19 protein-coding genes and 1 pseudogene are annotated in these 26,914 nt (G+C 70.6%); 12 read left to right on the plus strand and 8 right to left on the minus strand.

Going from position 1 to position 26,914, the window contains the following annotated elements:
• Window positions 1–579: 579 nt before the first annotated feature.
• A complete protein-coding gene (locus ABZS97_RS23690; RefSeq protein WP_356140317.1) occupies window positions 580–1,002 on the plus strand; it encodes a hypothetical protein in 423 nt (140 codons plus the stop codon).
• Between the two features lie 13 nt (window positions 1,003–1,015).
• Complete coding sequence (gene glpK, locus ABZS97_RS23695; RefSeq protein ID WP_356140318.1) at window positions 1,016–2,536, plus strand: glycerol kinase GlpK; 1,521 nt, start codon at window positions 1,016–1,018, stop codon at window positions 2,534–2,536.
• A gap of 123 nt (window positions 2,537–2,659) precedes the next feature.
• Here glpK and ABZS97_RS23700 read toward each other — a convergent pair whose 3' ends face one another.
• The 5 genes from ABZS97_RS23700 to ABZS97_RS23720 are packed head-to-tail and all read right to left on the minus strand — an operon-like array spanning window position 2,660 to window position 10,663.
• Complete coding sequence (locus ABZS97_RS23700; protein WP_356140319.1) at window positions 2,660–3,265, minus strand: ATP/GTP-binding protein; 606 nt, start codon at window positions 3,263–3,265, stop codon at window positions 2,660–2,662.
• Entirely contained in the window at window positions 3,246–6,887 is a 3,642-nt protein-coding gene (locus tag ABZS97_RS23705; protein ID WP_356140320.1) for a hydantoinase B/oxoprolinase family protein, read from the minus strand. Before ABZS97_RS23705 ends, ABZS97_RS23700 begins: the two co-directional genes overlap by 20 nt.
• A gap of 24 nt (window positions 6,888–6,911) precedes the next feature.
• Window positions 6,912–7,307: a DUF742 domain-containing protein gene (locus tag ABZS97_RS23710; RefSeq protein WP_356140321.1), complete on the minus strand. Its 396-nt coding sequence runs from the start codon at window positions 7,305–7,307 to the stop codon at window positions 6,912–6,914.
• A 9-nt stretch (window positions 7,308–7,316) separates the two neighbouring features.
• Window positions 7,317–7,757, minus strand: coding sequence for a roadblock/LC7 domain-containing protein (locus ABZS97_RS23715; protein WP_356140322.1), 441 nt, complete (start codon window positions 7,755–7,757; stop codon window positions 7,317–7,319).
• On the minus strand, window positions 7,754–10,663 hold the full coding sequence (locus tag ABZS97_RS23720; RefSeq protein WP_356140323.1) for a nitrate- and nitrite sensing domain-containing protein: 2,910 nt from the start codon (window positions 10,661–10,663) through the stop codon (window positions 7,754–7,756). Before ABZS97_RS23720 ends, ABZS97_RS23715 begins: the two co-directional genes overlap by 4 nt.
• Window positions 10,664–11,085: 422 nt before the next feature.
• On the opposite strand from ABZS97_RS23720, the gene ABZS97_RS23725 reads away from it, so the two are divergent.
• Entirely contained in the window at window positions 11,086–11,676 is a 591-nt protein-coding gene (locus ABZS97_RS23725) for a hypothetical protein (RefSeq protein ID WP_356140336.1), read from the plus strand.
• A gap of 40 nt (window positions 11,677–11,716) precedes the next feature.
• Here the strand turns inward: ABZS97_RS23725 and ABZS97_RS23730 are convergent, their stop codons facing one another.
• Both ABZS97_RS23730 and ABZS97_RS23735 read right to left on the minus strand, forming a co-directional pair.
• On the minus strand, window positions 11,717–12,925 hold the full coding sequence (locus tag ABZS97_RS23730) for an FAD-dependent oxidoreductase (RefSeq protein WP_356140324.1): 1,209 nt from the start codon (window positions 12,923–12,925) through the stop codon (window positions 11,717–11,719).
• 148 nt (window positions 12,926–13,073) lie between these two features.
• Window positions 13,074–13,394 (minus strand): bifunctional 3-phenylpropionate/cinnamic acid dioxygenase ferredoxin subunit, encoded by a 321-nt coding sequence (locus ABZS97_RS23735; RefSeq protein ID WP_356140325.1) that lies wholly within the window; start codon window positions 13,392–13,394, stop codon window positions 13,074–13,076.
• 214 nt (window positions 13,395–13,608) lie between these two features.
• On the opposite strand from ABZS97_RS23735, the gene ABZS97_RS23740 reads away from it, so the two are divergent.
• The 9 genes from ABZS97_RS23740 (at window position 13,609) to ABZS97_RS23780 (ending at window position 25,177) form a co-directional block, all read left to right on the plus strand.
• A complete protein-coding gene (locus ABZS97_RS23740; RefSeq protein ID WP_356140326.1) occupies window positions 13,609–14,430 on the plus strand; it encodes an IclR family transcriptional regulator in 822 nt (273 codons plus the stop codon).
• A 269-nt stretch (window positions 14,431–14,699) separates the two neighbouring features.
• The gene (locus tag ABZS97_RS23745) at window positions 14,700–15,785 is read left to right on the plus strand and encodes an S-(hydroxymethyl)mycothiol dehydrogenase (RefSeq protein ID WP_356140327.1); all 1,086 of its coding nucleotides are present in this window, start codon (window positions 14,700–14,702) and stop codon (window positions 15,783–15,785) included.
• Window positions 15,782–16,408: an MBL fold metallo-hydrolase gene (locus ABZS97_RS23750; RefSeq protein ID WP_356140328.1), complete on the plus strand. Its 627-nt coding sequence runs from the start codon at window positions 15,782–15,784 to the stop codon at window positions 16,406–16,408. The genes ABZS97_RS23745 and ABZS97_RS23750 overlap by 4 nt, the downstream gene beginning before the upstream one ends.
• A gap of 131 nt (window positions 16,409–16,539) precedes the next feature.
• On the plus strand, window positions 16,540–18,996 hold the full coding sequence (locus ABZS97_RS23755) for an FAD-dependent oxidoreductase (protein ID WP_356140329.1): 2,457 nt from the start codon (window positions 16,540–16,542) through the stop codon (window positions 18,994–18,996).
• 9 nt (window positions 18,997–19,005) lie between these two features.
• Window positions 19,006–19,221 carry a hypothetical protein gene (locus ABZS97_RS23760; RefSeq protein WP_356140330.1) on the plus strand — a complete coding sequence of 72 codons (216 nt, stop codon included), beginning with the start codon at window positions 19,006–19,008 and terminating at the stop codon, window positions 19,219–19,221.
• Window positions 19,218–20,363, plus strand: a complete 1,146-nt coding sequence (locus ABZS97_RS23765; RefSeq protein ID WP_356140331.1) for an aromatic ring-hydroxylating dioxygenase subunit alpha — start codon at window positions 19,218–19,220, stop codon at window positions 20,361–20,363. Before ABZS97_RS23760 ends, ABZS97_RS23765 begins: the two co-directional genes overlap by 4 nt.
• Window positions 20,327–21,883, plus strand: a complete 1,557-nt coding sequence (locus ABZS97_RS23770) for an aldehyde dehydrogenase family protein (RefSeq protein WP_356140332.1) — start codon at window positions 20,327–20,329, stop codon at window positions 21,881–21,883. The genes ABZS97_RS23765 and ABZS97_RS23770 overlap by 37 nt, the downstream gene beginning before the upstream one ends.
• Before the next feature lie 119 nt (window positions 21,884–22,002).
• On the plus strand, window positions 22,003–23,577 hold the full coding sequence (locus tag ABZS97_RS23775; RefSeq protein ID WP_356140333.1) for an amino acid permease: 1,575 nt from the start codon (window positions 22,003–22,005) through the stop codon (window positions 23,575–23,577).
• A gap of 49 nt (window positions 23,578–23,626) precedes the next feature.
• Window positions 23,627–25,177 (plus strand): GMC family oxidoreductase N-terminal domain-containing protein, encoded by a 1,551-nt coding sequence (locus tag ABZS97_RS23780; protein WP_356140334.1) that lies wholly within the window; start codon window positions 23,627–23,629, stop codon window positions 25,175–25,177.
• Here the strand turns inward: ABZS97_RS23780 and ABZS97_RS23785 are convergent.
• Window positions 25,178–26,914, minus strand: a pseudogene (locus ABZS97_RS23785) (hypothetical protein); the annotation flags it as partial. It lies immediately after the preceding gene.

Genomic DNA, 26,914 nt, shown 5'->3' on the forward strand with positions numbered 1-26,914 from the left:
GCGTTCTGGGAGAGTGCGGGCTTGACGGAGCCGGCCCCCTGCCGCGCCGACCATGCCCGATTGTCCTGCGTGCGCCAGCCGCCGGTCCGCGGCGACAACGCCATGGATGTCACCGATGCCGCGAGCAACGAACGTGCGGCACCGGGCCTGACGGGCCGGCGGGGCAGGCCTTCCGCCTCGACGCGACAACCGCAAGCGCATACCGCAGCCGTCCACGGCGGCTTACGACCCCACTGTGGGCCCGCACCGCGAAGAAGGCACGGTCCGGAGTCCCGGGCCTCGTGGCGCGTCCGCGCCCCAACCATTGCGGTCCGCGACCTTGACGCCCTCTGGGCGCCGGTGAACACTTCCGGGTGTCAGTCGGCATCGCCGCATTCGGGCGTCTCCAGGCACTGCGCCGCTCGGGTTCCCGCCTGCATCAAGGACCATCCCCCACAGGCGATTCCGGTGCGACGGCACGCTCGTCACGGACGCCGGGCGGGGCGCGGGTCTCCCTGCCTCCGGCTGAAGTAGCCCTGGGAAACGCACCCTGCACGCCGGTCCGGAACGGTCCACTCCGGGCGAGGCCTAGGAGCCGCCATGAGCAACGGAGACATCTCTGTCGGCGAGTTGACCGGCGCGGCGTTTCCGATCCCGCTCGGCGCGGGCGGGTGCGCCGCTGTCACCCCCGGCAAGTCCACGGCGCAGGGCGTCGGCCGGGCGGTCATCGCCCTCGCACGGGGTTTCGGGGTGCTTGCCGGGGCGGACAGGCACTTCGCCGAAGCCATGACCGGAGCGGCGCTGAGCCGGTTGCTCTGCCCGGGCCGGATCGAACTCACCAGAGACAACCCCACCGAGACGCTGGGCAAGCGCGTTGACGGCACCGGCGGCGCAGGCCTGCCCGTCCTGCTGCTGCCGATCACCGACAAGGGCACCTCGGAGCGGGGTCACTCCTGGACCCCGGTGGCCGGCCCGATCACGGGCGGCGCCATCGGAGCCGTGATCCACAACGCAGCCTTCTGACGAAGGGGACGTCATGCCGGACAACGCCCAGAAGTACGTTGCCGCAATCGATCAGGGCACCACCTCCAGCCGTTGCATCATCTTCGACCGCAACGGCGCGATCGTCGCCGTCGACCAGCGCGAGCACCGCCAGATCTTCCCGAAGCCGGGCTGGGTGGAGCACGATGCCACCGAGATCTGGTCGAAGGTGCAGGCGGTGGTCGCGGGAGCGATCGCCAAGGCCGGGCTGCGGGCCGACGAGCTCAGTGCGCTCGGCATCACCAACCAGCGCGAGACGACGGTTCTCTGGGACCGCGCCACGGGCAAGCCCGTGCACAACGCGATCGTCTGGCAGGACACCCGGACGTCCGCGCTCTGCAACGAACTGGGCGGAACGGACGGGCAGGACCGCTTCCGCGAGCAGACCGGACTGCCGCTGGCCAGCTACTTCTCCGGACCGAAGGCGGCCTGGCTGCTCGACAACGTGCCGGGCCTGCGCACCCGCGCCGAGCGTGGCGAGATCGCCTTCGGGACCATCGACTCCTGGCTGATCTGGAACCTGACCGGTGGCACGGACGGGGGCCAGCACGTCACCGACGTCACCAACGCCGGCCGCACCATGCTGATGAACCTCGAAACGCTCCAGTGGGACCCGTCCATCCTCTCCGCGATGAACGTCCCCGAGGCGGTCCTGCCCGAGATCAGGTCCTCCGCCGAGGTGTACGGCACCGCCGTGGGCCAACTCGCGGGCGTGCCCGTCGCGTCGGCGCTCGGCGACCAGCAGGCCGCGGTGTTCGGGCAGGCCTGCTACGACGTGGGCACCGCCAAGAACACGTACGGCACGGGCAGTTTCCTGCTGCTGAACACCGGTAACCGGCCCGTTCCCTCGAAGAACGGCCTGCTCACTACGATGGGGTACAAGATCGGCACCGAGGCGCCGGTCTACTGCCTGGAGGGATCGATCGCGATCACCGGCGCCCTGGTGCAGTGGTTCCGTGACCAGCTCGGCATCATCCGTTCCGCCGACGAGATCGAAACCCTGGCGGCCGGCGTCGAGGACAACGGCGGCGCGTACATCGTGCCCGCGTTCTCCGGTCTGTTCGCCCCCTACTGGCGCTCCGACGCGCGGGGCGTCATCACCGGGCTAACCCGGTACGTCACCAAGGCACACCTGGCCCGCGCGGTCCTGGAGGCGACGAGCTGGCAGACCCGCGAGGTCGTGGACGCCATGTACCAGGACTCGGGGGTCAACATCACGATCCTCAAGGTCGACGGCGGCATGACCAAGAACAATCTGCTGATGCAGCATCAGGCGGATGTGCTCGGCGTGCCGGTGGTGCGCCCCAAGGTCTCCGAGACGACGTGTCTGGGCGCCGCGTACGCGGCCGGACTCGCGACCGGAGTGTGGAACGACCTCGACGAGCTGAAGTCGCACTGGCAGAAGGACGTCGAGTGGACGCCGGCAATGGAGGCGTCCGAACGCGATCGCGAGTACCACAACTGGCGCAAGGCAGTGGAGAAGAGCTTCGGCTGGCACGAGGACGGAGTGGGCTGAGAACCGGGCTCCACGCGCGCGTGCGTCCCGCGTGAACCACGCGCGCCTGCACGACTGCGGCCCGTACCCCGGTCGGCGGGGGTACGGGCCGTACGTGCGCCCGCGGCCGGACGGTACCCGGCGTCAGGTCGCGACGGTCTCGCGGCGGGCCGCGGCGTACGCCATCGCGTGCTGGACGACGCGGATGAGGACCTCCTTGACCGGCTCGCGGTCGCGCGCGTCGGTCAGGACGACGGGCACCTCGGGGTCGAGGTCGAGTGCTTGGCGGACGTCGTCGGCGGGGTAACGGGAGGCGCCCTCGAAGCAGTTGACGCCGACGACGAACGGTATGGAGCGCCGCTCGAAGTAGTCGACGGCCGCGAAGCAGTCCTCCAGGCGGCGGGTGTCGGCGAGCACGACCGCGCCCAGGGCGCCGGTGGCGAGCTCGTCCCACAGGAACCAGAAGCGGTCCTGGCCGGGTGTCCCGAAGAGGTAGAGCACCAGGTCCTCGCGGAGCGTGATGCGGCCGAAGTCCATGGCGACGGTGGTGGTGCTCTTGCCCTCCACGCCGCTGGTGTCGTCGATCGGACGGCCGGCCTCCGTGAGCAGCTCCTCGGTGCGCAGCGGCTTGATCTCGCTGACCGCGCCGACAAGGGTCGTCTTGCCCACGCCGAATCCGCCGGCCACCAGGATCTTGAGGGTGACGGGCTCGACCGGGGGCTTGCCGCGCTCAGTACGCCCGAAGATCATCGCTTTCTTCTCCTGCTTGATGGGGGTCGTGCGGCGGTGGGCCGTAGCCTCCGCCGCCGGGGGTTTCGATGACCAGCACGTCGTCGGGGCCGACATCCGCCGCGTCGCTTCCGCCGAGCTCGAAGACCGTACCGTCCGCGCGCTCCACCCGGTTGGCCCCGAGCGCTCCGGGGGCGCCGCCGGCCATGCCGTAGGGCGGGACGCGGCGGTGCTGGGAGAGCGTGGAGACGGTCATGGGTTCGCGGAACCGGATGCGGCGCACGGCTCCGTCTCCGCCTCGCCACCGGCCCGTGCCGCCGCTGCCGGGGCGCACCGCGAACTCGTCGAGCAGGACCGGCAGCCGCCACTCCAGGACCTCGGGGTCGGTGAGGCGCGAGTTGGTCATGTGGGTCTGCACCACGGACGCGCCTCGGAAGCCGTCGCCCGCACCGGCCCCGGAGGCCACGGTCTCGTAGTACTGGTACCGCTCGTTGCCGAAGGTGACGTTGTTCATGGTGCCGGAGCCTTCGGCCTGCACGCGCAGGGCTCCGTACAGGGCGCCGGTGATCGCCTGCGAGGTCTCGACGTTGCCCGCGACGACGGCGGCCGGGGGTTCGGGCGCGAGCATCGAGCCGGGCGGCACAACGATGTCCAAGGGGCGCAGGCAGCCGTCGTTAAGGGGGATGTCGTCGGCGACCAGGGTGCGGAAGACGTACAGGACGGCGGCGTTGACCACGGCGAAGGGCGCGTTGAAGTTGGTGGTGAGCTGCGGGGACGTGCCGGTGAAGTCGACCGTCGCGGAGCGGCTTTCGCGGTTCACCGAGACGCGGACCCGGATGACGGCCCCGGAGTCGGTCTCGTAGGCGAACTCGCCGTCTTCAAGGGTGTCGATGACACGCCGGACGGATTCCTCGGCGTTGTCCTGGACGTGCTTCATGTACGCCTGCACGACGTCGAGTCCGAAGTCCTCGATCATGCGGGCGACCTCGTCCACGCCCTTCTGGTTGGCGGCGATCTGCGCACGCAGGTCGGCGAGGTTGGTCCTCGGGTTGCGGGAGGGGTAGGGCGCGTCGGTGAGCAGGCGCAGGGTCTCCGCCTCGCGGAACCGGCCGTCCTCGGCGAGCAGCCAGTTGTCGAAGAGGATGCCCTCCTCCTCGATCGTGCGGCTGTTGGCGGGCATGGAACCGGGCGCGATGCCGCCGATCTCGGCGTGGTGGCCGCGGGAGGCCACGTAGAAGAGGAGCCTGTGGTCACCCTCCGTGCTCGCCGCGTCGAAGACGGGGGTGATGACGGTGACGTCGGGCAGGTGCGTGCCGCCGTGGTACGGATCGTTGACCGCGTAGGTGTCACCGGGCCGCATCCGCGGTCCGCGCCGCCGGATGACCTCCTTGACGCTGGTGCCCATCGAGCCCAGGTGGACGGGGATGTGCGGGGCGTTGGCCACCAGGTTTCCGTCCGGGTCGAACAGTGCGCAGGAGAAGTCGAGGCGCTCCTTGATGTTGACCGACTGGGCGGTGGACTCCAGCCGGGCGCCCATCTGTTCGGCGATCGACATGAAGAGGTTGTTGAAGACCTCCAGGAGAACCGGGTCCGCTTCTGTGCCGAGATCGGAACTCTCCGTGACCGCCGCGCGTTCCATGACCAGATGCCCGTCGTCGGTCGTGGCGGCCTGCCATCCGTCGTCGACGACGGTCGTCGCACCTGCCTCGGTGATGATCGCGGGGCCGGTGACCGTTTCACCGGGGGGCAGTTCCTCGCGGCGGTGCAGGGGTACGTCGCGCCGGGCGCCGCCTGTGTGGAGGCTGACCGTCAGCGCGGCGGGAGGGCGGGTACGGGCGGTGGCGGTGCCGTCGGCGGCGAGGGCGGAGAGATCGGGGGGTTCGGTGAGACCGGTGGCTTCCACCGAGAGGGCTTCTACGACGATCGGGCGGTCGAGTGTGAAGGAGTAGGTGGCGCGATGACGTTCTTCGAAGGCGTCGGTCATGGTGTCGGGCTCGGTGAGTTCGACGGTGAGCGCCGTGTCCGTGCCGTCATAGCGGAGCTGCGCGCGGCGGGCGACCCGGATGCGGTCCTCGGGCACGTCCTCGGCGAGGAGCTCGGCGCGGGCGGCGCCCTCCAGGTCCTCGGCGGTCTTCAGGACGCCGGGCATCGCGGATGCCTCCAGGGGCACCTCGACGGACTGCTCGCGCATGGCCGTCGTGTCGGCGAGACCGATACCGAGGGCGGACAGGACGCCGGCCATGGGCGGTACGAGGACGGTGCGGATGCCGAGCGAGTCGGCAACCATGCACGCGTGCTGGCCGCCCGCGCCGCCGAAGGTCGTCAGCGCGTACCGGGTGACGTCGTGCCCCTTCTGGACGGAGATCCGCTTCACCGCGTTGGCGATGTTGGCCACGGCGATCTGCAGATACCCCTCGGCGACCTGCTCAAGGGTGCGGTCGTCGCCGGTCTTCTCCCGGATGTCGCGGGCGAGCGCGGCGAACCGGTCGCGGACCAGGGGCTCGTCCAGGGGCTGGTCTCCAGCGGGGCCGAACACCTTGGGGAAGTGCGCGGGTTGGATGCGGCCGAGTGCCACGTTGGCGTCGGTGACGGTGAGCGGACCGCCGCCCCGGTAGCACGCGGGTCCCGGGTCCGCGCCCGCCGAGTCGGGGCCCACGCGGTAGCGGGAGCCGTCGAAGTGGAGCACGGAGCCGCCGCCGGCCGCGACGGTGTGGATGTCCAGCATGGGCGCCCGCAGCCGGACGCCGGCGATCTGCGTGGTGAAGACCCGCTCGTACTCGCCCGCGAAGTGCGAGACGTCCGTCGACGTGCCGCCCATGTCGAAGCCGATGACGCGGTCGAAGCCCGCCAGTTGCGACATGCGGGCCATGCCGACGATGCCGCCCGCGGGCCCGGAGAGGATGGCGTCCTTGCCGCGGAACTGGCCGGCCTCGGTGAGCCCGCCGTTGGACTGCATGAACATCAGCCGCACGCCCAGGAGTTCATCGGCCACGTGCTGGACGTAGCGGCGCAGGACGGGCGACAGATAGGCGTCGACGACGGCGGTGTCGCCGCGCGGGACGAGCTTCATCAGCGGGCTGACCTCGCTGGAGAGCGAGATCTGAGGGAAGCCGGTGCGGGCGGCCAGCTCGCCGACGGCCCGTTCATGGGCGGGGTGGAGGTGGCTGTGCATACAGACGACGGCCACGGCGCGGATTCCGGCGTCGTACGCCTCCTGCAGAGGCCCGGCGAGCGCGTCCAGGTCGGGGGCGCGCAGGACGGTGCCGTCGGCGGCGATCCGCTCGTCGACCTCGACCACGCGTTCGTACAACAGCTCGGGCAGCTCGATCGCGCGGGCGAAGATCCGGGGGCGGTTCTGGTAGGCGATGCGCAGCGCGTCGCGGAATCCGCGGGTGACGACGAGGAGGGTGCGCTCGCCGGTGCGCTCCAGCAGGGCGTTGGTGGCGACCGTGGTTCCCATGCGGACGGCGTCGATCTCACCGCCCTCGCCGAGCAGTTCGCGTACGCCGGCGACCGCCGCGTCGGCGTACCGGGCCGGGTTGTCGGAGAGCAGCTTGTGGGTGAGCAGGCGGCCGTCCGGGCGCCGCGCGACGATGTCGGTGAAGGTGCCGCCTCGGTCGACCCAGAACTGCCAGCCTGTCACGTCTGTTCCCCGCTTCCGCGCTGTTCAGAGCGCCCGGAGGCCGCTGATCACGTCGCGCAGAATACTCTCGTCCGGCAGCTCCGCCGGGGGTACCGGCCGTGTCACATGGACCATTTCCTCGTCCACGAGGTCCCCGATGAGGACGCGTACCACTCCGATGGGGAGGTCGAGTTCGGCGGCGAGTTCGGCGACCGACTGGGGGGTGTCGCGGCACAGCTCAACGATGTCCACGTGCTCCGGGGACAGGGTCCGGTCCGCGTCGGGGTCGTCCGAGTGCGTCTGGGCGACGACCACCGCGATCAGGTCGAGGCGGTGCTGCGCCGCACTCGTGGTGCGGCCGCGCGTCATGGCATACGGACGGACCACCGGTCCGGCCTCGTCGTCGAACCAGTGGCGTTTTCCCTGACCGTCTCCGCTCATGTCATCCCACTACCCGCCCGAGGACAGATCGGTGCGCGGAGCGGCGGACAGATGTACGCCTACTCGCTTCACCAGGAGCGTCATCTCGTAAGCGACCTGCCCGACGTCCGAGTCGGCGTCCGACAGCACGGCGAGGCAGCTGCCATCGCCTGCAGCCGTCACGAACAGGAAGGCGTCGTCGAGCTCGACGACGGTCTGCCGGACGCTGCCCGCCTCGAAGTGGCGGCCGACGCCTTTGGCGAGACTGTGGAATCCGGAGGCGACGGCAGCCAGGTGCTCGCTGTCCTCCCGCGTCAGGTCCTTGGAGACGCCGGTGGGAAGGCCGTCGCCGGAGAGCACGATCGCCTTGCGGATGCTGGCGACGCGGTCCACCAGGTCGTCCAGGAGCCAGTTGAGCTCCCCGGTCGCCGTGCTGGTCGTGGTGAGCCCTGCGGCCTTCGGTGCGGTCATCGACCGTCCCCCTCTGTGTTTCGTCGTGCTGTGCCGTCCTGGGCCTCGTCGCCCGCGGCGTTCTCGTCGCGGCCGCGCTGCCAGCCCCGCTGGAGCGAGGCCATCCGGCTGCGCACCTCGTCGGCGTCGCGGTCGGCGGGGTCGGTCCCGCCCTGGTCCTTGCCGCGCTCGGTCTGTCGCGCGGGCCCTTCCTTCAACTGCGGGGCCAGATTGGCCTGTCGGACGCGGCGGGGCAGCAGACCCGCGCCCGATTCTGCCCCGTCCGTCGCTGCGTCGGAGCGCGGGGTGGTGCCGCCCGCTCGCGCGGAGGTGCCTTCGGCGCCCGTCGCGGAGGCGGGACGACGGGTGCGCTGGGGCAGGGCGGGGCTCTGGCGGAGACCGAGTGCCTCGGCGTTCTCGACGCCCTGGCGCGCCGAGCCCGCAGGGCGATCGCCGCTGCGACGCGCGGGTGTCTCGGCGCGCGCCTCGCGGCGATTCGCCGACGGCTTGGCCGCGTCGAGTTCCCCGATGGCCCGGTCGGTCACGCCCCGGTCCACCGGCTCCAGGCCGCCCATCGGTTCCCGGTTCTGCGCGGGCTGCTCCTCGTCCGGCGCGCCACGCCGGGTCCTCGACTCGGTCACGGGACGCCCGTGCGAGCTGACGAGCTTGGGGGTTCGGCGCCGCGGCAGCGGGACGGGGCCGCCGGGGTGGTCCTCGTCGCCGGGGCGTGCGGGTTCGCCCCGGTTGTCGCGGGCCTGCTGGTGCTGTTCGCCCGCGACGCCGGCGAGGGAGCGGCGCGGACGGAACAGACCGCCGCGTTCGCTGTCGTCGTCTCCGAGTGCGCCGGGGAAGTCGGTGAGGGCGTCCAGGTCTACGGGCGCCTCCAGTTCGACCGGCCCGTCCAGGATCGAGGCGGGCAGACCCGGGAGTTGCACCGGTACCTGGGAGAGCGCCGCCTTGCGCTCCTCCTCGCTGCCGCTCTCCTTCGAGGGCAGCGCGCGGTCGAGGCGGAAGCCGATGCCGTTGGTGTCCGGGACGTCGTCGGTGAGGAGGGTGTCCGGGATGAGGACGACGGCGGTGGTGCCGCCGTACGGAGAGGGCTGGAGGGAGACACGGACGTTCTGGCGCTGGGCGAGCCGGCTGACCACGAAGAGGCCGAGGCGGTCGGTGTCGGACAGCTCGAACTCGGGTGTCTCGGCGAGGCGCAGGTTGGCGTCGAGGAGTGCTTCGGCGGCCATGCCGAGGCCGCGGTCGTGGATCTCCAGGGTGAAGCCGTTGGCGACGCGCTCGCCGAGAACCTGCACGGCCGTGTGCGGCGGCGAGAACACCGTGGCGTTCTCCAGGAGTTCGGCCACCAGGTGGGTGAGGTCGGCGACCGCGGGGCCGGTGACGGCGACGCGTGGAAGACGGCGTACCTCGATGCGTTCGTAGTCCTCGACCTCGGCGACGGCGGCGCGGACGACGTCCATGAGCTGGACGGGCTTGCGCCACTGCCGGGAGGGGGCGGCCCCGGAGAGGATGACCAGGCCCTCGGCGTGGCGGCGCATGCGCGTGGTCAGGTGGTCGAGGCGGAACAGGTCGGCGAGTTCGTCGGTGTCCTCGGTTCTGCGCTCCATGGTGTCGAGCAGGGTGAGCTGCTTGTGGAGCAGGACCTGACTGCGGCGGGCGAGGTTGACGAAGACCTCGGAGACGCCGTCGCGCAGCTCGGACTGCTTGACGGCGGCCTCGACGGCCGCGCGTTGAAGGGTGTTGAGCGCCTGGCCGACCTCGCCGATCTCGTTCTTGTCGAACTCCAGGCGCGGCACTTCGGTCTCGATGTCGACCTGTTCGCCGGCGGAGAGGCGGCGCATGACGCTGGGAAGCCGGACCCCGGACGCCTCGTGGGCCTCCAGCCGGAGTCGGCGCAGGTCGCGAATGAGGCTGCGGCCGACGCGTACGGACATGAAGAGCGAGACCAGCAGGGCGATGAGTCCGAGGATGCCCGCGACGGCTGCCTTGACGATGATGCCCATGGCCACGGGCCGGACCCGGTCCTGGTAGCGGTCGCCCGCCTGGTCGTCGAGCTTGCTGAGCTGGCCCAGGACGTGTCCCGCCACGCCGTCCCAGCTCTTGGCGGTGACCCCGCTGGGCGAACCTGCCGGGGAGAGGGCGATGGCCTGTTCGGCGACGCGCAGAGGCGCCGTGTCGGCGTTCTTCCAATAGCTCTGGTAGCGCTCGCGGTCGGCGGCGGGCAGCAGCGGAAGGCTGATGTCGTACAGGAGGGTGCGCTGGGCCACGAGGTCGGACGTGTCGCGGATCTCGTCGCGGGTCAGGTGTCCGGCGACGAGGGCGGAGCCGAGGAGGGCGTCCTCCCGCGAGAGCAGTTCGCGGGCGCGGGCGACGTTGACGAGCGCGCGGCCCTGCTTGTCCATCTCCACGTTGTCGAGCACATGGAGGTTGGCCATCAGGACATAGCAGGGGTCGATGAGGCGGTTGTACTGGTTGAGGGCCTGGGACCGGTCGACGGTGCCCTCCTCGACGCTGTGGCGCAGCGATGCGATTCCCTCAAGGGCGTCGAGAATGGAGGCGAGGCGTTGCGCGGTGCCCGGGCTCATGTCGTCGCGTACTTCGTCGTTCCGGGCGTTCCGGCGCACCTTGGCCACGGCCTTGTCGGTGGCGGCCTTGCTCCGCTTGAGAGCCGTGAGGGCGTCGGAGGCGCGCGGGTCGGCGAGATAGACGAGGGTCTGGCGGCGTTCGGTCTGCAGGACGCGGACGGCGTCCTCGGTCGGATAGCCGACCTTCTCCACAACGTCCGAGACGTTGAACAGCTGACTTGCCTCACGCCCGGTGATGATCGTGGCGAAACCCCAGATCGCGGTCAGGGACACCAGCGGCACGAGGAGCAGCGCCACGATCTTCCGGCGGATGGACTTCCCGCGAAAGCGCATGGCCTCCCCCAGCTCGACCCCCTCCGGCCCGGGGGGTACACATGTGCGTCAACAAACGGCGTGAGCCTACTACCGACACACAGGTAACTCGAAGGCCCGTCCGAACGCACTCTTGGTGGCCGGGGAACGAGACATGGGGAGTTGTCCGTTCATTGGGGGAGATTGCCGCCTCCGGTGCGGCACTTGGGCCCGGATCGTGTCCGGTGACGAACATGGTCAGTTGGCCGGATTTCTTCGCTCAGTGGGAATCTTCGGGCTACGTCGTTCGTCTTTCTGTAAGGGAATTGGGGGCGGAATCGGCCACAGGCGCCGCATGCCGCGTCCAGGCGGCGTAAAACAGCGCAAGCCGGGCAGCCACTGGGGAGCGGTGTCTCGTGACACCGGTGCAAGGCGTCTGCTGGGCGGTGGGGAGTGACGAGTTGATGGGCACGGCAGAGCGGAGCGAGGCGCCCGAGATCGGTGTCGCGGCGCCCGTGACGGAGCGGCGGGCCGTTCAGGCACCGGATCGCGACATTCCGGGGAGCGGACGCGAGGACACGGACGGGCATTCGACGTCGGCGCGCGAGCGCGCTCGCACGGACGTGCGGATCGCCGCGGCTCAGGAGCCGGAAGAGCAGGCGTACTACCGCCCGTTGTGGATCGAGGAACCCGCGCGCAGACGGCGACTGCCCGATCCGGTGCGTACGGCGGCGGTGCGCGCGGTACTGCTCATCAGCGTGACGCTGATCCAGGCGATGGTGGCCTTCCTGTCCACGCTGGCCGGATCCTGGCTGGCCTTCCCCATGGTGCTGAGCAGCGTGGCGAGCACGATCGTCGCCACCTGGGGCGCGCTCGACGTGTGGGTGACACGACAGGTGTGGAACCAGCGCAACGGTGTGGTGTCGGCCCCGAACAGCACCGCACGGACCCTGCGGCGTGAGCGGCGCAAGGCCCGACGCCAGGCCCGCACGGCTGCACGGGCGCAGGAACGAATACGCCGCAGGGGCGGGGCGGGACAGTTGTCGCACTCGTAGGCCCGCTCGCCCGTAGGCGCGCCCGCCCGTAGTTCGGGCGTCACAGAGGCGCCGGCTCCACCGGGCCTGCGCTGCGGGCGAGTTCGCGACGTGCCCGCATGAACGGGCGGGGGCGGTCGACGGAGAGGACGGCGGTGGTGCGGCCCCCGCGTTCGTACAGAGCTAGGAGGCCACCCTCGGCGGGCGCACCGTCCACGAGCGTGCCCTCGGCGATGCGGACGGTGCCAGTGGCCTGGCGCCGACCCGCGAACTGGATCCGCGCACCGTACTGGTCGGACCAGAAGTAGGGCGTCGACCGCACGGTCTCGACGGTTCGCGCGGCGAGCAGGTTGCGTACGGCGACGCGGGGCTGCTCGGTCGCGGAGGTCCAGTGCTCGGCGCGGGAACCGGCGACGCGGGCGACATCGCCCACGGCGACCACTTGCGGCAGTCCGGTCACACAGCCGTCGTCGCACAGCACGCCGTCGTGCAGGGCGAGCGTCGAACCGGCGAGCCAGCCGGTGTTGGGGGTGGCGCCGATGCCGACGATCACGACATCGGCGGGAAGGGTCCGGCCGTCGGCAAGCTCCACGCCGCTCACGGCGCGGCGGCCGTCGGTCCCGGCGACGCTCCTTCCCCGCAGCCCGGCGACGCCGGTGCCGGTGACGAGGTCGGTGCCGCGTCGGCGGTGCAGTGCGGCGCACACGGCGGCCATGTCGGAGCCGAGTTGGGGCACGAGCGGCAGTGCAGCGGCCTCGACGACGGTCACCTCGTGGCCGAGGGCGGCGCACGAGGACGCGGTCTCGGCGCCGATGAAGCCTCCGCCGATGACGACGACTCGGCATGTGCCTCGTGTGAGTTCCGCGCGCAGGGCTCGGGCGTCGTCGAGAGTGCGCAGTGTGTGTACTCCGACGAGGTCGTCGCCGGGGAGGCGGCGGGCCGAGGCGCCGGTCGCGATGACCACGCCGTCCGTGGAGACGGTGCGGCCGTCGTCGAGGAGGACGGTGCGGCCACGTGCGTCGAGTCCGCGGGCACGGACGCCTAGGAGCCACTCGGCGTCGAGTTCGGCGCTCTCTTCCGCGTCGGTGAGGGCGAGCCGGTCCTCGTCGGCCCGGCCGGTGAGGAAGTCCTTGGACAGCGGCGGGCGGTCGTAGGGGCGGTGGGGTTCGTCGCCGACGATCACCAGTCGCCCGTCGAAGCCCTGGGCCCGCAGTTCGCGGGCCGCGTACAGCCCGGAGAGAGAGGCTCCGACGACGGTGACGGTCCTCATGGGCACTCCCCTGTGTCCCCGGCCGCAGTACGGGCCTCACGGACTCGGGCTCCTCGGACTCCGGCTCCTCGAACCTCGGACCCGTGGAAGCCGGCCCCTCGGGCCCCGGTCGCACCGGCCTCGGCCTGGTCGGCCCCGGTCTCGTTCGTCATGCGGCGGTGTCCTCCTCCGCGGCCAGGTGGACGTGGATGATGCCGTCGTCGACGGTGACGCGGTGGGTGCGGACGGGGCGGCGTGCGGGCAGACACGTCGGCTGTCCCGTACGGAGATCGAATGATGCGGCGTGCAGCGGGCATTCGACCAGACAGCCCTCCAGCCAGCCCTCCGACAGGGAGGCGTCCTGGTGGGTGCAGGTGTCGTCGATGGCGTAGAACTCGCCGTCGGCGTTGAACACGGCGACGGGCGGCGTGGTGTCGACTCTGACGGATTCGCCCTCGGGGAGGTCTTCAAGGCGGCAGACGGGAATCACGGGCCCCCCTCTCGGTCCGGGACACGATGTCCGGGACCTTTCAGGTCCAGGCTGTCCGAACCCTTTGCGGTTGCGGACGCTTCGGTAACATGATGTTTCGTATGGCGCACGAGGGAGCGCTATGCGCAACAGAATCCGCGCGGGGGTCCCGTCACGTCAAGGGCTTCCCGCAGATGCGGCCCAAACCGGGCCGCAAGGTGGTGAGAGTTGAGTCATGACCCGCACGCAGAAGCATCCTGACCGCGGCGAGGAGAGTCCGGACAAGCAGCAGGGCAGGGGCACGACCAGCGCCGTCCAGTCGGTGGACCGCGCGGTGAGCGTGCTGGAGATCCTCGCGCGGCACGGCGAGGTGGGCGTGACCGAGATCGCCGAGGAGCTGGACGTCCACAAGTCGACCGCGTTCCGTCTGCTCGGCGTCCTGGAGAACCGCGGCTTGGTGGCCCAGGCCAAGGACCGCGGGAAGTACTACCTGGGCGCTGCCGTACTGCGCCTCGCGGGGGCGGCCGCAGTGCGCCTGGACATCTCGCAGGAGGGCGTGCCCGTCTGCCGCGAACTCGCGGACGAGCTGGGCGAGACGGTCAACATCGCGGTCCTGGACGACGACGCGGCCGTCAACATCATGCAAGCCCGCGGCACCGCGTCCGTCACCGCGCAGAACTGGCTGGGCAGACGCACCCCGCTGCACGCCACCTCCAGCGGAAAGGTGCTGCTCGCCCACATGCCGCCCACCCTGCGCGAGGGCCTGCTCGCCCGCTCCCTGCCACGCTTCACGGAACGCACGATCACCGGTACCTCGGTGCTGCGCAACGAACTGGAGGCCGTGATCGAGCAGGGCTACGGGGTCACCCTGGAGGAGCTGGAGCTGGGCCTCGCCGCCGTCGCGGCCCCGGTGCGCGCCCACGACGGCAAGGTCATCGCGGCGATCAGCGTCTCCGGGCCCGTGTACCGGCTGAGCGCGGACCGGCTGCCCGAGCTGGCGAAGCGGACGGTCGCCGCCGCGGCCGACCTCTCACGCCGTATGGGCTACGGCTTCTGACGGACCGCGGCGGCCCCGGAAGAAGCCGCCCCGTAACGCGCGCCGCACTTCACGGCGGAACCGCACGGAATCTCGCAAGGACCACGCAACGCACCGCGGGGCCAGGAATCTCCTGGTCCCGCGCTTCTGTGTGTCGACCAGGTTTCATACGGCCCGTTCCTTTTGCCAAGGGTTAACTCGTACCTCTTGACGGCAGCTTGATGCCGTTCTCAATATGTCTCTCATCACGCAACCCAACGTGCACTGCGCAACAGCAGAGGAGCCCGGTCGTGCCACACGAGGTCCGTGCCGTAGTCGCCGTCAAAAAGGGCGCACCCGTCGAGGTGCAGACGATCGTGGTTCCCGATCCCGGGCCGGGCGAGGTGCTCGTCAACGTGCAGGCCTGCGGGGTCTGCCACACGGATCTGCACTACCGGGAAGGCGCGATCACCGACGACTTCCCCTTCCTGCTGGGCCATGAGGCGGCCGGCACGATCGAGGCGGTCGGCGACGGCGTCACCGACCTCGTCCCCGGCGACTACGTCGTCCTCGCCTGGCGCGCCCCCTGCGGCTCCTGTCGCTCCTGTCGCCGCGGCCGGCCCTGGTACTGCTTCGACTCCCGCAATGCCACTCAGCCGATGACGCTGCTCGACGGCACCCCGCTCAGCAACGCCCTGGGCATCGGCGCTTTCGCCGAGAAGACCCTGGTCGCGGCCGGACAGGCGGTGAAGATCGACCCCGCCGCCCGCCCGGAGGCCGCCGGCCTCATCGGCTGCGGCGTGATGGCCGGATACGGTGCCGCGGTCAACACCGGTAAGGTCGGCCGCGGAGACACGGTCGCCGTCATCGGCTGCGGCGGTGTCGGCAACGCGGCCATCGCGGGCGCCTGCCTGAACGGCGCCATGAAGGTCATCGCCGTCGACATCGACGACAAGAAGCTCGACCAGGCGGAGAGGTTCGGCGCGACCCACACCGTCAACTCCCGCGGTACGGACCCCGTCGAGGCCGTTCGGGCACTCACCGACGGCTTCGGAGTGGACATCGCCATCGACGCGGTCGGCCGCCCGGAGACGTACAAGCAGGCGTTCTACATGCGTGACCACGCCGGCATCCTGGTCCAGGTCGGCGTCCCCGACCCGGAGATGAAGGTCGAGATCCCGCTGATCGACCTGTTCTCCCGCGGCGGCGCCCTCAAGTCGTCCTGGTACGGCGACTGCCTGCCGAGCCGCGACTTCCCGTTCCTCATCGACCAGTACCTCTACGGGCAGCTGGACCTCATGGCCTTCGTCAGCGAGACCATCGTCCTGGAGCAGGTCGAGGAGGCGTTCGCGAAGATGCAGCGCGGTGAAGTGCTGCGCTCGGTCGTGGTCCTGTGACCGCCCGGGGAACCGCCCGCGTCGAACGCGTGGTCACCTCGGGCACCTTCAGTCTCGACGGAGACACCTTCGACGTGGACAACAACGTCTGGCTGGTCGGCGACGACGAAGAGGTGCTGATCGTCGACGCCGCCCACGACGCCCGTACGATCCACCAGGCCGTCGGAGGCCGCCATGTCGCCGCCATCGTCTGCACCCACGCGCACGACGACCACGTCGGCGCGGCCGCCGAACTCTCCGTCCTGACCGGCGCCCCCGTCCTCCTGCACCCCGACGACAACGAGCTGTGGTCCTTCACCCACCCGGCCCGCAAGCCGGACGGCGAGCTCACCGACGGCCGGATCCTCGCGGTCGCCGGGATCGAACTCCAGGTGATCCACAACCCCGGCCACACCTGGGGCAGTTGCTCGCTCCACGCCCCCTTCCTGAACGCCGTCTTCACCGGCGACACCCTCTTCCACGGCGGCCCGGGCGCCACCGGCCGCTCCTACTCGGACCGCCCCACCATCGAAGCCTCCCTGCGCAACCGCCTGCTCACCCTGCCCGGCGACACCGTCGTGCACACCGGGCACGGCCAGGACACGACGATCGCGGCCGAACGGCCCCACGTCCCTGCCGCCTAGCCATCTCGGCTCCTTCGCCACCTCCGCAACCTCCGCCACCTGCGCCACCTCCGCCACCTCCGCCACCTCCGCCACCCAGGCATCGCAAGCTCCGCAGACCCCCCGTCATCCCCGCCACCACTAGGAGGGGCATGTCCAGCACGCCCGCAACCCGCCCGCGCGGTCCCCAGGTCGTCGTCATCGGCGCCGGGATCGTCGGCTGCTCCCTCGCCGACGAGCTGACCGCCCGCGGCTGGACCGACGTCACCGTCCTCGAACAGGGACCGCTGCCCGCCCCGGGCGGCTCCACCTCGCACGCGCCGGGCCTGGTGTTCCGGACCAGCCCGTCCAAGACCCTCACGGCCTTCGCCCAGTACACGGTGGAGAAGTTCAACTCCCTGCAGGTGGACGGCGTTTCCTGCTTCAACCCGGTCGGCGGGCTGGAACTCGCGACCACCCCCGAGCGCCTCGCCGACCTGCATCGCAAGGCCGGTTACGCGGCCTCCTGGGGCGTACGCAGCGAACTCGTCAGCGCGGCCCGCTGCAAGGAACTGTGGCCGCTCATCGACGAGTCGGCCGTCCTCGGCGGCTTCCACACCCCGGACGACGGCCTGGCCCGCGCCCTGCTCGCGGCCCGCGCCCAGATGACGCGCGCCGAGAGCCGCGGCGCCCGCTTCCTGGACCGCCACACGGTCACCGGCATCGAGCAGCAGGACGGGAGGGTCACCGCGGTTGTCACCGACCGGGGCACCTTCCCGGCCGACCATGTCGTCTCGGCGGCCGGTTTCTGGGGCCCGGTCATCGGCCGTATGGCCGGAATCGACGTCCCTCTCCAGCCACTCGCCCACCAGTACGCGAAGACCAAGCCACTGCCCGAACTCGCGGGCGCCACCGCCGAGGCCGAGAAGCCGATCCTCCGCTTCCAGGACCGCGACCTCTACTTCCGCGAGCACAACGACCGCATCGGCATCGGCAGCTACGCCCACCAGCCGCTGCCCGTCGACCCGTTCGCGATCCTCGGCTACGACGAGGCGCGCGCCAACGACATGGAGATGCCCTCCTCCTTCCCCTTCACCGAGGAGGACTGGGCGCCCAGCTGGCAGGACTGCCGCGTGTTGCTCCCGGCGCTGCGCGACACGGAGATCGAGGAGGGCTTCAACGGCGTCTTCTCCTTCACCCCGGACGGCATGCCCGTGCTGGGTGAATCACGCGCACTGCGCGGCTTCTGGCTGGCCGAGGCCGTCTGGGTCACCCACTCCGCAGGCGTCGCGAAGGCGGTCGCCGAATGGATGGTTGACGGGCGCGCCTCCATCGACCTGCACGAATGCGACCTCACGCGTTTCGAGGACGCGCAGCGTTCACCGTCGTACATCCGTGAACGCGGTTCACAGCAGTTCGTCGAGGTGTACGACGTCCTCCACCCGCTCCAGCCGATGGAGCAGCCGCGTCCCCTGCGGGTCAGCCCCTTCTACGCCCGCCAGCAGCAGCTCGGCGCGTTCTTCCTGGAGGGCGGCGGCTGGGAGCGGCCGCACTGGTACGAGGCGAACGCCCCGCTCGTCGACGCGCTCGGCCCGCTGCCCGAGCGCGACGCCTGGTCGGCCCGCTACTGGTCCCCGATCGCGGCCGCCGAGGCCCGGGCGACCCGCGAGAAGGTCGCGCTCTACGACATGACTCCCCTGCGCCGTCTGGAAGTCACCGGCCCCGGCGCCCTCGACTTCCTGCACCAGATGACCACCAACAACCTCCGCAAGAAGCCCGGCGCGGTCACCTACACACTGCTCCTGGACGAGACGGGCGGCATCCGCTCCGACCTGACCGTCGCGCGTCTGGGCCCCGACCGCTTCCAGATCGGCGCCAACTCCCCCGCGGACCTCGACTGGTTGACCCGGCACGCGCCCGCCGACGTACAGATCCGGGACATCACCTCCGGCACCTGCTGCATCGGCGTCTGGGGTCCGCTCGCCCGTGACCTCGTCCAGCCGTTGACCCGCGACGACTTCTCGCACGAGGCCTTCGGCTACTTCCGCGCGAAGCAGACGTATCTCGGCCATGTCCCGGTCACCGCCATGCGGTTGAGCTATGTCGGTGAGCTGGGCTGGGAGTTGTACACCAGCGCCGACCTGGGTCTGCGGCTCTGGGACACCCTGTGGGAGGCGGGCCAGCGGCACGGAGTGGTCGCGGCCGGGCGCTCCGCCTTCAACTCCCTGCGCCTGGAGAAGGGTTACCGCGCCTGGGGCACCGACATGACCGACGAGCACGACCCGTTCGAGGCGGGCGTCGGCTTCGCGGTGCGCATGGACAAGGAGTTCGTGGGTCGCGAGGCACTCGACGCGGCCGCCGGCCCGGCTCGCCGGCTCACCCCGCTTCTCCTCGACGACCCCGCCGCCGTCGTTCTCGGCAAGGAGCCCGTGTATGTCGACGGCGGCCCGGCCGGTTACGTGACCAGCGCCTCGTACGGCTACACGCTGGGCCGCTGCGTCGCCTACGCCTGGCTGCCGACGCTGCCGACCGGCACCGGCGTGCACATCGAGTACTTCGGCGAGAAGGTCCCCGCGACCGTCGCGGACGAACCGCTCTTCGACCCGAAGATGACCCGTATCCGCCGCTAGGAGGCACCCGTGTCCCCCACTTACGACGTGATCGTGAGCCCTGCGGAGGAAAACGACCTCGGTGCCCAGGGCACGCCGCAGACCGTCGACCGGACCGTGTACGACCACGAGGTACGCCCCACGGCGGACCGCACGTCCCGCCCGGCCGGCGCCACCGCTGACCCGATCGGCGCTTTCGACCCCCACCGCCTCGCCGCCGCGCCCGCCCGAGGAGTACGCACGTGACGACGACCCCCCTCTCCCCGACCCAGCTCTCCGCCAGCCTGGTCGCCACCCTTCCCGGCCACTACTACACCGACCCGGAGATCTTCCGGCAGGAGCAGGAGCGGCTCTTCGAGTCGATGTGGTTCTGCGCGGTGCGCGGTGCCGACCTGGCGAAACCCGGCGCCTTCCGGACCGTCCGGATCGGCCGCGAGTCCGTCCTGGTCACCCGTTCGCGCACCGGTGAACTGCGCGCCTTCCTGAACATCTGCCGCCACCGCGGGGCCCGGCTGTGCACGGAGGAGTCCGGCGAGGTCCGCCGCAACCTCCAGTGCCCGTACCACGCCTGGACCTACGACCTCGACGGCAAGCTGGTCGCCGCGCCCAACCTGGTCAGGATGCCCGACGTCGACCGCACCGCGTACGGCCTGGTCAAGGTCGCGCTGCGGGAGTGGCTCGGCTACGCCTGGGTGTGCCTGGCGGACGAGCCGCCCTCCTTCGAGGAGACGGTGATGAGCGCGGCTGTGGAGCGCCTCGGCGACGCGGCGGCCATCGAGCACTACGGCACCGAGAACCTCGCACTCGGAAAACGCATCACCTATGACGTGAAGGCGAACTGGAAGCTGATCGTCGAGAACTTCATGGAGTGCTATCACTGCGCCACGATCCACCCCGAACTCACCGATGTCCTCCCGGAGTTCGCCGAGGGCTACGCCGCCCAGTACTACGTCGGACACGGCGCCGAGTTCGGCGAGGAGATCAAGGGGTTCACGGTCGACGGCAGCGAGGGCTTCGGCAGGCTCCCGGCGGTGGCGGACGACCAGGACCGCCGCTACTACGCGATCACGGTGAAACCGACGGTCTTCATCAATCTGGTCCCCGACCATGTCATCCTGCACCGCATGTTCCCGCTCGCGGAGGACCGCACGGTGGTCGAGTGCGACTGGCTGTACGCGCCGGAGGTCGTCCGGTCCGGCGCCGACGTGTCCAAGTCGGTCGAGCTCTTCCACCGCGTCAACGCACAGGACTTCGAAGCCTGCGAGCGGACCCAGCCCGCCATGGCCTCGCGCGCGTACCGGAACGGTGGTGTGCTGGTGCCCACCGAGCACCACATCGGGATCTTCCACGAATGGCTGATCCAGCGGCTGGGAGGCCACGGTGCCTGAACGAAACGATTCGCCGGGAGGCCCCCGTGGCTGAGACCACCGACAGACCCGCCCTCGCCGTCCCCACCCTCTACATCGACGGCAGCTGGAAGAACGCACTCGACGGGCGCACCCGTGAGATCCACTGTCCCGCCGACGGCTCGCTGGTCGCCGTCGTCGACGAGGCGGGCGGCAAGGACACCGTCGAGGCGATCGCCGCGGCACGCCGTGCCTTCGACGAGGGCCCCTGGCCTACGACGCCGGCAGCCGAGCGCGGTGACCTGTTGCTGCGCGTCGCCGACCTGCTCGTACGCGACAAGGACGAGCTCGCCCGCGCCGAGTCCCTCGACACCGGCAAACGCCTGGTCGAAAGCGCGTACGACATCGATGACATCGAGAACTGCTTCCGTTACTTCGGGCGGCAGGCCGCCACCGAGCCGGGCCGGATCATCGAGACAGGCTCGGCCGCCGCGGACAGCCGGGTCGTGTACGAACCCGTCGGCGTCTGCGCGCTGATCACTCCCTGGAACTACCCCCTTCTCCAGACGGCCTGGAAGGTCGCCCCTGCGCTCGCGGCGGGCAACACCTTCGTCCTCAAGCCGAGCGAGCTGACCCCGCATACGGCGATCCATCTGATGCGGCTCCTCGAGGAGGCCGGACTTCCGGCGGGCGTGGCCAACCTGATCCTGGGGGCGGGACCGGAAGCCGGTGCTCCGCTCGCCGACCATCCGGACGTCGACCTCGTCTCCTTCACCGGCGGACTGCAGACCGGGCGCGGGCTGATGGCCGCCGCGGCCGGCACGGTGAAGAAGGTCGCGCTCGAACTCGGCGGCAAGAACCCCAACATCGTCTTCGCCGACGCCGACTTCGAGACGGCCGTCGACATGGCGCTGACCGCCGTGTTCCTGCACTCCGGGCAGGTCTGCTCGGCAGGGGCCCGGCTCCTGGTCGAGGACTCGCTGCACGACCGGTTCGTCGACGAGGTGGTACGCCGGGCCTCGGAGATCCGGCTCGGCGGCCCGTTCGACGAGCGGGCGCAGACCGGCCCGCTGATCTCGGCCGCGCACCGCGCCAAGGTCGAGGCGTACGTCGAGAGCGGCATCGCGGAGGGCGCGGTACTGCGCTGCGGCGGCAGGCGCCCCGAGGGACTCGACGAGGGCTTCTACTTTCTGCCGACCGTCCTTGACGACTGCTCGCCCGAGATGACCGTTGTCCAGGACGAGTCCTTCGGGCCGGTGCTGACCGTCGAGCGCTTCACCGACGAGGCCGAGGCCGTACGACTGGCCAACGGCACCATCTACGGCCTCGCGGGCGCCGTCTGGACCAGCGACGAGGCAAAGGCCCAGCGGGTCGCGGCCCGGCTGCGGCTCGGCACGGTGTGGATCAACGACTACCACCCCTATGTGCCGCAGGCCGAGTGGGGTGGGTTCAAGCAGTCCGGCTTCGGCCGCGAGCTAGGGCCCTCGGGTCTCGCCGAGTACCGCGAGACCAAGCACATCTGGCGCAACACCGACCCCTCCCCGCAGGGCTGGTTCGCGTAGCCGCGCCGTCCTGGCCCGCCTCCCCCTTGAACACGTCCCCTTCGAACACGTCCCCTTGATCCCGGCACCCGCACGAGCCGCTCCCTCACCCCTCCTCCAGGCCCACCAGGAGTCCGCTCATGACGAAAACCGAACAACCACCATCCGGTTCCGGCCAACACGGTCATGACGACACCGAGCTCGCCGAGTTCGGCTACAAACCCGAACTCAAGCGCACCCTCGGCAACTTCCACACCTTCGCCGCCGGCATCAGCTACATCTCCATCCTCACCGGCACCTTCCAGCTCTTCTACTTCGGCTACGGCAGCGGCGGCCCCGCCTACTGGTGGTCATGGCCGATGGTCTTCGTCGGCCAGTTCATGGTCGCGCTGTGCTTCGCGGAGCTGGCCGCCCGCTATCCCGTCGCGGGCTCCGTCTACAACTGGTCTAAGAAGATCGGCAATCCGCACCTCGGCTGGCTGGCCGGCTGGATGATGCTGATCGCGTCCATCGTGTCGATCTCCGCGGTGGCCCTCGCCTACCAGCTGACGCTTCCTCAGATCTCCTCCGTCTTCCAGTTCGTGGGCGACGGCACCGGCAAGTACGACGTGGCGACGAACGCGGTGGTCCTGGCCACGGTCCTCATTCTGTTCACGACCCTGGTGAACGCCTTCGGTGTGAAGCTGATGGCCACCATCAACAGCGCCGGCGTCTTCATCGAACTGGTCGCCACCGTCGTCCTCATCGTGCTGTTCGCCGTCCACATCACACGAGGCCCCCAGGTGGTCACCGACACCCAGGGCACCGGAGCCGGGCACTCCGCGGGCTATCTGGGCGCGTTCATGGTGGCCTCGCTGGCATCCGCGTACGTCATGTACGGCTTCGACACGGCCGCCTCGCTCGGCGAGGAGTCCCTCGACCCCTCGCGCAACGCGCCGCGCGCCATCATCCGCGCCATCGTCGCCTCGTTCATCCTGGGCGGCCTGGTGCTGCTGTTCGCGCTGATGAGCGTCTCCAGCCTCAAGGGCGAGAAGCTGTCCACGGACGGCCTGCAGTACATCGTGCTCGACGTGCTCGGCCCGACGGCCGGCAAGGCCATGCTGTGGTGCGTGCTGATCGCGGTCACCGTCTGCGCGCTGGCCGTGCACACGGCGGCGATCCGGCTGGCCTTCGCGATGTCCCGGGACAACAACCTGCCCGCCTCCTCGCTGCTGGCCAAGGTCAGCCCGCGCTTCCAGACGCCGGTGCTGCCCGCGGTGATCATCGGCATACTGGCCGTGGCGATCCTCGTGGTCAACATCCGCCAGCCGCAGATCTTCACCGTCGTCACCAGCATCGGCATCATCATGATCTACCTCGCCTACCTCGGCGTGACCGGACCGATGCTGGTGGCCCGGCTGCGCGGCAGGTGGCAGCCGGCCGGGGACGGGAAGTTCTCGCTCGGCCGCTGGGGCCTGCTCGTCAACATCGTCGCCGTGGTGTGGGGCGCGGCCATGACGCTGAACCTGATCTGGCCGCGGGCCGAGGTCTACAACGCCGCCGCTCCCTTCCACTGGTACCTGAAGTGGGGCGCGGTCCTGTTCGTCACGGTGATCGCCGGCGGCGGCTTCGCCTACTACTGGTTCATCCAGCGCCACAAGACCGGCGTACTCGCCGAGCACCGGCTCCACGAGCCCGCCGCCGCCACTCCCCTCGCCGCCCCCGCCGCCGACTGAGGACCGGCGAAAGACCGACTGACGCGTCACTCAAGGAGGTCAACTTCCCATGAGCATCGATGAGTTCGACTATGTCGTGGTCGGCGGCGGCACCGCGGGGAACGTGGTCGCGGCCCGGCTCAGCGAGGACCCCGCCGTCACGGTGTGCGTCCTGGAGGCGGGACCAAGCGACGTCGGCGACGACGACGTGATGAAGCTGGAGCGCTGGATGGGCCTGCTGGAGTCCGGCTACGACTGGGACTACCCGGTCGAACCGCAGTCCAGCGGCAACAGCTTCATGCGGCACGCCCGCGCCAGGGTGCTCGGCGGCTGCTCCTCGCACAACTCCTGCATCGCCTTCTGGGCGCCCGCCCAGGACCTGGACGACTGGGCGGCAGCGGGCTGTACGGGCTGGAGTGCGGCCGAACTCTTCCCGCTCTACCGCCGGTTGGAGTCGAACGACGCTCCCGGCGACCACCACGGCCGCACGGGCCCGGTGAAGCTGCGCACGCTGAAGGGCGAAGACCCGTGCGGCACCGCCCTGTTGGAGGCGTGCGCACAGGCCGGCATCCCGACGACGGCCTTCAACTCCGGTACGACCGTGGTGCGCGGCGCCAACTGGTTCCAGATCAACTCCGACGAGAACAACATCCGGCAGTCCTCGTCGGTCGCCTATCTCCACCCGATCATCGGCAAGCGCCCCAACCTGGAGGTGCGCACCGGGGTGCGGGCCAAGAAGCTGGTGCTCGAAGGCCGACGCTGCGTGGGCGCCGAGTACCTGGACCCGGACCTGATCCACACCCGGACCGTGCGCGCCCGGCGCGAGGTGATCGTGTCGTGCGGCTCCATCGACACCCCCAAGCTGCTCATGCTGTCGGGCATCGGGCCCGCGGAGCATCTGCGTGAGGTCGGGGTCGAGGTGGTGGTGGACTCGGCGGGCGTCGGCGAGAACCTCCAGGACCACCCCGAGGGCGTCATCATGTGGGACGCAAAGCAGCCGATGACCACCACGTCCAGCCAGTGGTGGGAGGCGGGCATCTTCTACGACACCGAACCGGGCCTGGACCGGCCCGACCTGATGTTCCACTACGGCTCGGTGCCCTTCGACATGAACACGGCGCGCTGGGGCTACCCGACATCCGAGAACGCCTTCTGCCTCACCCCGAACGTGACCCGCGCCAGGTCACGGGGCACGGTACGGCTGCGCACCCTCGACTACCGGGACAAGCCCAGGGTCGATCCGCGCTACTTCACGCACGAGCACGACGTGCGCGTGATGACGTACGGCCTGAAACTGGCCCGCCGCATCGCCGAGCAGCCCGCGCTGAGCGGCTGGGCGGGCGCCGAACTGGCGCCCGGACCTGACGTGCGGACCGACGACGAGCTGCTCGACTACATCCACAAGACCCACAACACCGTCTACCACCCGTCCTGCACCGTGAAGATGGGCGCGGACGACGACGCCTCGGCCCCGCTCGACGCGCGGCTGCGGGTCAAGGGGGTCGAGGGCCTGCGGGTCGCGGACGGCTCGGTGATGCCGGACCTCATCTCCGTCAACCCGTGCATCACGACGATGATGATCGGCGAGAAGTGCGCGGACATGCTGAAGGAGGACAGCTGATCAACTCGTCGTGGGCGCCGGGCGCTTGAACATCCGAGTCGCCGTGATCTCGCTGTGCACCGACTCGTCCTCCCCGGCCGGGGCCTGCTGAGGCAGTCCCGGCCGGAGGTGCTCCTCCACGCTGATGTACTTCAGCCCGGCGCGCAGGTCGGCGTCGTTGCGCAGCCGGATGACGAGGGGGAACTCGGCCAACGCCGTCGTGTCGAACAGACCGGTGGTGTAGAGGAGTTGGACGCCCAGCGCGTCGGAGACGGCCCGCTGCAGCTCCAGCAGGTACGTCGCGTTGGCGCGCCCGATGGGGTTGTCCAGGAACAGCGTGCCCGCATGCCGGTGCTTGTCGCTTCTGCCGCGGTCGTTGGAGCGCAGCGCGGCCATCGTGCAGTACAGGGCGATGGCCGCGGTGAGCAGCTGGCCGCCCGAGAACACGTCGCCCATCTGCCCGACGGGCACGCGCTCGGCGCGCAGCACGGCGTCCGGCTTGAGGATCTCCACGGCGACACCCTTGGGCTCCAGCGCCGCGGCGACGCCCCGCAGGAGCAGCGTCATGCCGTCCCGCCGCAGATCGGAGTTCTTCTTCACCGCCGCGCGGGTCGCCTCGTCGACGACCTCGCCGAGCCGCTCGGCCAGGGTGGCCTGGTCGGGCTCCTCGAAGCGGATGCGCAGGAACTCCTGCCCGGACCACTCGCCGAGCCCTTCCGGCAGCCGGGACAACCGCTGCGCGGAGCGCAGGGTCGCGAGGGAGGACTCCACGAGGCCGCGCAGCCGGTCCACGATCGAGTCGCGGTTGCGCTCCAGCTGCGCCAACTCGTCGGTGAGGACGCGCAGTCGGGGTGCGAAGGCATCCGCCCACTTCTGCGCGTGCTCGGGCAGCGCGGAGGCGGGCAGCTCGCGGATCTGCTGGCGGGCGGGGGTGCGGACCTGCTCGTAGCGGGTGGAGTTGGCGTGCCGTACGAGGATGTCACTCGCCTCGCGTACGGCGGCCTCGGCGGCGGAGAGGTCGGCGGCGCAGCCGCGCAGCGATCTGCGGGTCTCCGCAGCGGCCCGGCGGGCCTCTTCCAGGTCCCCGGGGTAGGGCTCGGGCTCTTCCTGCTCGTCGTCACCGTGCTCGCGCAGCAGGTCCCTGAGCAGGGCGGCCGTCTCGTCGAACCCTCCGGCGCCGTCCTCGGCGGCGCGGTGGGCGTCGAGCAGTTCGGCGTGCGCCTCGCGTGCCTGGGCCAACGCCTCGGTGCGGGAGGCGAGTTCACCGGTGGCGGTGCGCAGCAGGATCTGCGCGTGCTCGCCGTCGCGCGGGATCAGCTCCTCCGGCAGTTCGGTGTGCGCCTCGCCCTCCTGCGGTGCGTGCCGCTCGGCCTCGCCGCGCAGCCGTCCGAGCTGCTCGCTCGCGGTCGACATACGCGTCTCCAGGAGCTGGACCAGCTCCTCGGCGCGGGCGGCCGCGGCCTGGCGGGACGGCCCGTCGGATCCGTCCGTCGACTCCAGTAGCTGCGCGGCGCGCGTGCGCACCTTGTTGCTGAGCCGGTCCAGGTCCGCGAGCGCGCCGCTCTCGTCGCTCTCGGCCCGGGCCTGCTCGGCCCGCAGGTCGGCGCCGACGCCGACTTTCTCGTACAGCTGCGAGGCGGCCCGGTAGGCCTCCCGCAGGGCGGGCAGCGACGATTTCGCGGCTGTCTGCTCGTCGTCCGGTACGTCGTCGGGGGCGCCCGCGATCTCGGCGCGCTCGGCGCGCAGCGCGCGGGCCGT

The sequence above is a fragment of the Streptomyces sp. NPDC005485 genome (assembly GCF_040606085.1).
Classification (GTDB): Bacteria; Actinomycetota; Actinomycetes; order Streptomycetales; family Streptomycetaceae; genus Streptomyces.